This window comes from Citrobacter sp. Cpo045 (assembly GCF_030332875.1).
GTDB classification, from domain to species: domain Bacteria; phylum Pseudomonadota; class Gammaproteobacteria; order Enterobacterales; family Enterobacteriaceae; genus Citrobacter; species Citrobacter portucalensis.
This window is the reverse complement of sequence record NZ_JAOWGZ010000011.1, coordinates 1-4,079: the sequence shown is the minus strand read 5'-3', so window position 1 is coordinate 4,079 and position 4,079 is coordinate 1. Positions and strand designations below refer to the sequence as shown.

Genomic DNA, 4,079 nt, shown 5'->3' with positions numbered 1-4,079 from the left:
CTTTGAATGGGTTCATGTGCAGCTCCATCAGCAAAAGGGGATGATAAGTTTATCACCACCGACTATTTGCAACAGTGCCGGCAGATTTACCCGCTGATCTGGTTACACAGGCCAGTGCTTCTATCAGTGAAACCATTCAGGTGGTCAATAGCCTTGGTGGGGACGAGCATCTACTGAGCAGCGCCAAACTGGCCTTTTCTGCCTCACATAGTCTGGTATTAGGTACTGCCAGCGTACTGTTAATTCTGCTGGCGGTAGTCGTTTGGTTTACCCTGCCAGAGAGGAAAATACGGCAATTGGGCAAACAGCGTGCCACACCTCACTGATTAGGGTGTGGTTAACACTTCATTAATTAAACAGTCATTACTCTTACTTAACTGTGTGATATACCTATTTAGGGTTTGAAACATTAGAGTTTGAAATAGGTAAGGTCTGAGCAATGACTGAGCAAACGTCCCCCGCACAACTTGATCTCGATAGCGCGGCTCAGCCCCCCAGAGTTTATATCCGGGGGGACTGGGTGTTGGCGCATTACTGCGTTTTGGAGCCGCGCGTTGCGCAATTGCGCGCTAATATGCCCAGTGGGGGGGTATTTGATCTCAACCAACTGGGGGCGTTAGATACCGCCGGTGCAACGTTGTTAGCTCTGCTTCTGGGTGAGGACCGTGTAGCAAATTTACGCGAACTTGCGCCTAAATTGCCAGAAGAGCGGAGGATATTACTTGAAACGGTAAGCCATGTATTGCCTGACTTAACCCCTGAGTTGTCTGAAAAACCCACACGGTTTTGGCTTGAGATGCTGGCTAATACCGGCCGTTCGGTAGATAACTTATGGCAAGATATTAAGTCACTATTGGGCTTTATTGGTCTGGCGCTGGAAACCTTGCTGGGAACACTTTTTCGCCCCTCCCGCTGGCGCATTACCTCATTAATTGCCAATATTCAACAGATTGGCCTCAATGCTGTGCCGATCATTATGTTGCTCACCTTTTTGGTGGGGGCAGTTATCGCCTTTCTCGGTGCAACCGTACTCACTACTTTCGGCGCGGGCATTTTTACCGTCGATTTGGTGGTATTTTCTTTTCTACGTGAATTTGCGGTACTGCTTACCGCGATCCTGATGGCAGGGCGAACAGCCAGTGCTTTTACCGCTGAAATTGGCTTGATGAAAGCCAATGAAGAGATTGATGCTATCCAAACACTGGGCTTGAATCCGGTCGAACTGTTGGTGCTACCGCGCGTCTTGGCACTATTGATCTCTCTGCCGATGCTAACCTTTATTGGCATGGTTTGCGGTATTTTCGGTGGCATGGTGGTGTGTGCCTTAACACTGGATATCTCTCCCACTATGTTTTTGTCGATTATGCAAAACAGTAATGGGTTGCAGCATTTTCTGGTGGGAATAAGTAAAGCCCCTATTTTTGCTTTCCTGATTGCTATTATTGGCTGTCTGGAGGGGTTCAAAGTAACCGGTAGTGCTGAATCAGTCGGGGTTCATACCACCACCAGTGTGGTGCATTCGATCTTTGTGGTGATTTTGCTTGATGCCGTGGCAGCGCTATTTTTCATGGAAATGGGGTGGTGAGCCAAATGACGCAAGATGCAATCATTCAAATTCGCGATCTGGTTAACTGCTTTGGCGTACAGTGCGTGCATCAAGGGTTGAATCTTGATGTTAAGCGCGGCGAAGTTCTTGGCGTGGTTGGTGGCTCGGGTACCGGTAAATCTGTTCTGTTACGCAGTATTGTTGGGTTACGTCGTCCGACTGACGGGAAAATTCATGTTTTTGGCAAGGATTTAATGGCACTGTCAGGTCAATCCCGCGCCATGGTCGAGCGCCGATTCGGCGTATTATTTCAACGAGGCGCACTGTTCAGTTCTCTAACCGTGACCGAGAACGTGGCATTACCATTAATAGAAAACGCCGGATTACCCCGGTCTGAGGCTGAGCGATTGGCTCAGGTTAAACTGGCACTGGCTGGGCTACCGCCGGGCACTGGCAGTAAGTATCCAGCATCTCTGTCGGGTGGTATGGTCAAGCGTGTTGCGCTAGCCCGTGCCTTAGCACTGGACCCGGATATTCTGTTTCTTGATGAACCGACTGCGGGTCTTGATCCCATTGGTGCGGCGGCGTTTGACAGTTTGATCCGCACCCTGCGGGATGCCCTCAATCTAACGGTATTCTTGGTGACCCACGATCTGGATACGCTGTATACACTGTGTGATCGTGTGGCGGTGCTTTCGCAGAAAAAAGTGCTGGTGGTTGATACTCTGGATAAAGTTGCAGCGACTGATGATGGCTGGATTCAGGCGTATTTTCATGGCCCACGTGGCCGGGCTGCTTATCAGGCAGCGGCAATTAACAGTGGAGAGAGGTTGTAATATGGAAACCCGTGCTCATCATGTCGTTATTGGTTTGTTCACTCTTATTGTGGTGAGTGCCGCGCTGCTGTTTTGCCTATGGCTGACAAATTCCGGTTCTGATCGCCAGTTCAGATTGTACGATATCGTTTTCAATGAGCCTGTGAGTGGCCTGTCACAGGGTAGCACCGTTCAGTACAGCGGGATTCGAGTCGGTGAGGTGACGCAATTACGCCTGGACCGAGACAATCCGAATAAGGTTTGGGCACGTATTCGCGTTTCTGCATCTACTCCGATACGCGAAGATACCCAAGCTCGTCTCACCGTCGCGGGTATTACCGGCACCTCAAATATTCAATTCAGCAGTGGCAGCCAGACCAGCCCGTTGCTGGAGGGCAAAGATGACGAGGTTCCTATCATTATTGCTACCCCTTCGCCGATGAGCCAGTTACTGGCTAACGGTGAGAATTTCATGACCAATGCGAATGAAGTGTTGGTGCGTTTGAACCAGTTGCTGGCACCGGATAACCAGCAGCGCCTAGTAACGACACTGGATAATCTCGCGCTGGTCACCCAAACTGTGGCTGATCAACGTGGTGATCTCCGTACCCTGTTGCAGCAGTTGGCGCAGGCCAGTAAACAGGCTAATGAGACACTGACTCAAACCAATCGCCTGCTGCGTAATGCTAACGGCTTAATGGATGGGCAGGGGAAACAACTGGTCAGTGATGCCGCCAAAACCATGGCATCGTTGCAAAATACCAGTACCATCCTCAATAAATTGGTGAGTGAAAATAAAACCTCACTCAATAACGGGATGCAAGGGATGAATGAGCTGGGGCCGGCAGTAGATGAGCTGCGCAGAACATTAGCGACATTACGTGCCGCCGTTTCTCGTTTGGAAGAAAACCCAGCGGCCTTGTTGCGCGGCCGTGAAAGAACACAGGAGTTTACGCCTTAATGCTCTCTTTTAATGTGATGCGCTATGCAGGCCGCCGCGTGTGGCTATTGATGATATCCGGGGGGGCGATACTGCTCTCTGCCTGCACCATTTTACCTTCGGCCCCTGTATCACAAGTTTATCTTCTGCCGGTGCCACCTGCAGTCAGTGTGCCACACGCGCAGACAGTAAACTGGTCATTACGGGTTTCACAACCGGCGACGAACCAGTTTCTTAATAGCTCACGCATAGCGGTGCAGCCTCAGGGCCAGGAGATTGCGGTTTATAAAAACTCCCGTTGGAGTGATTCGGCGCCGATTTTGGTGCGCAATCGTCTTATTCAGGCGTTCCGTAGCGATGGGCGAATCCGTGCAGTCAGTAGCGACGATGATAGCTTGCAGGCTGATGTGGAGTTGAGTGGTGATCTGTCCGCGTTCCAAGGGGTATACCATGTTGGTAGCAGCGAAGTGCTGATCCGTTTTGATGCTCGGCTGGTAAGAATTTCAGATCGTAGGATTATTGCGACTCGCCAGTTTGACATTCGCCAACCGATAAAAGGTAACGAGATGAACGAGGTGGTTCAGGCCTTTGGCCTGGCCAGTGACCAGTTAGCCACTCAAGTGCTCAACTGGACGATGCAGCAATCCCCTGCGCAGGGTTGATATCTAAACCAGCACCGGTTGGTTTTATCTGAGGCGAGGGTGATGCTGCCAACTTACTGATTTAGTGTATGATGGTGTTTTTGAGGTGCTCCAGTGGCTTCTGTTTCTATCAGCTG

Annotated in this window: 5 protein-coding genes; all 5 read left to right on the top strand. The window is 50.5% G+C overall.

The window, feature by feature from the left end; translation table 11 throughout:
• Positions 1–74 precede the first annotated feature (74 nt).
• Positions 75–326, top strand: coding sequence for a hypothetical protein (locus OGY13_RS00070; RefSeq protein ID WP_001515736.1), 252 nt, complete (start codon positions 75–77; stop codon positions 324–326).
• A 113-nt stretch (positions 327–439) separates the two neighbouring features.
• Positions 440–1,585, top strand: coding sequence for an MlaE family ABC transporter permease (locus OGY13_RS00065; protein WP_001325018.1), 1,146 nt, complete (start codon positions 440–442; stop codon positions 1,583–1,585).
• Between the two features lie 5 nt (positions 1,586–1,590).
• Positions 1,591–2,382 (top strand): ABC transporter ATP-binding protein, encoded by a 792-nt coding sequence (locus OGY13_RS00060; protein ID WP_001325019.1) that lies wholly within the window; start codon positions 1,591–1,593, stop codon positions 2,380–2,382.
• A gap of 1 nt (position 2,383) precedes the next feature.
• Positions 2,384–3,322, top strand: a complete 939-nt coding sequence (locus OGY13_RS00055; protein WP_000449980.1) for an MlaD family protein — start codon at positions 2,384–2,386, stop codon at positions 3,320–3,322.
• A 17-nt stretch (positions 3,323–3,339) separates the two neighbouring features.
• The gene (locus OGY13_RS00050) at positions 3,340–3,963 is read left to right on the top strand and encodes an ABC-type transport auxiliary lipoprotein family protein (RefSeq protein ID WP_425278447.1); all 624 of its coding nucleotides are present in this window, start codon (positions 3,340–3,342) and stop codon (positions 3,961–3,963) included.
• Positions 3,964–4,079: the final 116 nt, after the last annotated feature.

Coding starts and splice junctions, on each gene's coding strand:
- OGY13_RS00065 (WP_001325018.1), top strand. CDS start 440: ATGACTGAGCAAACGTCCCCCGCACAACTTGATCTCGATAGCGCGGCT.
- OGY13_RS00055 (WP_000449980.1), top strand. CDS start 2,384: ATGGAAACCCGTGCTCATCATGTCGTTATTGGTTTGTTCACTCTTATT.
- OGY13_RS00050 (WP_425278447.1), top strand. CDS start 3,340: ATGCGCTATGCAGGCCGCCGCGTGTGGCTATTGATGATATCCGGGGGG.
- OGY13_RS00060 (WP_001325019.1), top strand. CDS start 1,591: ATGACGCAAGATGCAATCATTCAAATTCGCGATCTGGTTAACTGCTTT.